The organism is Shinella pollutisoli (assembly GCF_024609765.1).
GTDB classification, from domain to species: domain Bacteria; phylum Pseudomonadota; class Alphaproteobacteria; order Rhizobiales; family Rhizobiaceae; genus Shinella; species Shinella pollutisoli.
On sequence record NZ_JANFDG010000076.1, the window covers coordinates 1 to 626 of the forward strand.

Below are 626 nucleotides of genomic sequence, written 5' to 3' on the forward strand. Positions count from 1 at the left end.
CCTGCGAATAAATTATACCATTTTTATATGTTTTTCGCACTTCGGTGCCTAGAATGAGCCAGAATCACCCCGCAAGGGTGAGCCGATCGATCTCCCGAGGACGACGGGTCGAAAACCGCCGGACGCGGCGGGCGCTTGCGCCGCCGGCGCGTCCGGCCCTGTTGCACACATGCCGATGAAAGCAGGCCGAAATGCTGACGAAGAAGGGTAAGTACGGATTGAAGGCGCTGGTCGACCTGGCGCGGCTTGGACCCGGGCAGACGGCCTTCGTCAGCGAGATCGCGCTCCGCAACAACATCCCGAAGAAGTTCCTCGACACGATCCTGCTGGAATTGAGGAACGCCGGGATGCTGCGTTCGAAGAAGGGACCGGGCGGCGGCTACTCGCTGTCGCATCCGGCCTCGGAGATCCGCATCGGCCATGCGATCCGCGTCCTGGACGGGCCGCTGGCGCCGATCCGCTGTGCGAGCCGGACGGCCTACGAGGCGTGCGAGGACTGCGCCGATCCGCAAACCTGCCAGGTGCGCCGGGCGATGACGGAGGTGCGCGACGCGATCGCCTCGATCCTCGACACGATGACGCTGGAGCAGTTCGTGGCCGTGCCCGGCGCGGCCGAGATGATCGAG

General features: G+C 64.7%; 1 protein-coding gene. It reads left to right on the plus strand.

From position 1 onward, the window contains the following. Nucleotides 1-191 precede the first annotated feature (191 nt). A partial coding sequence (locus NNZ72_RS25395; RefSeq protein ID WP_257318464.1) for an RrF2 family transcriptional regulator occupies nt 192-626 on the plus strand: 435 nt, incomplete at its 3' end.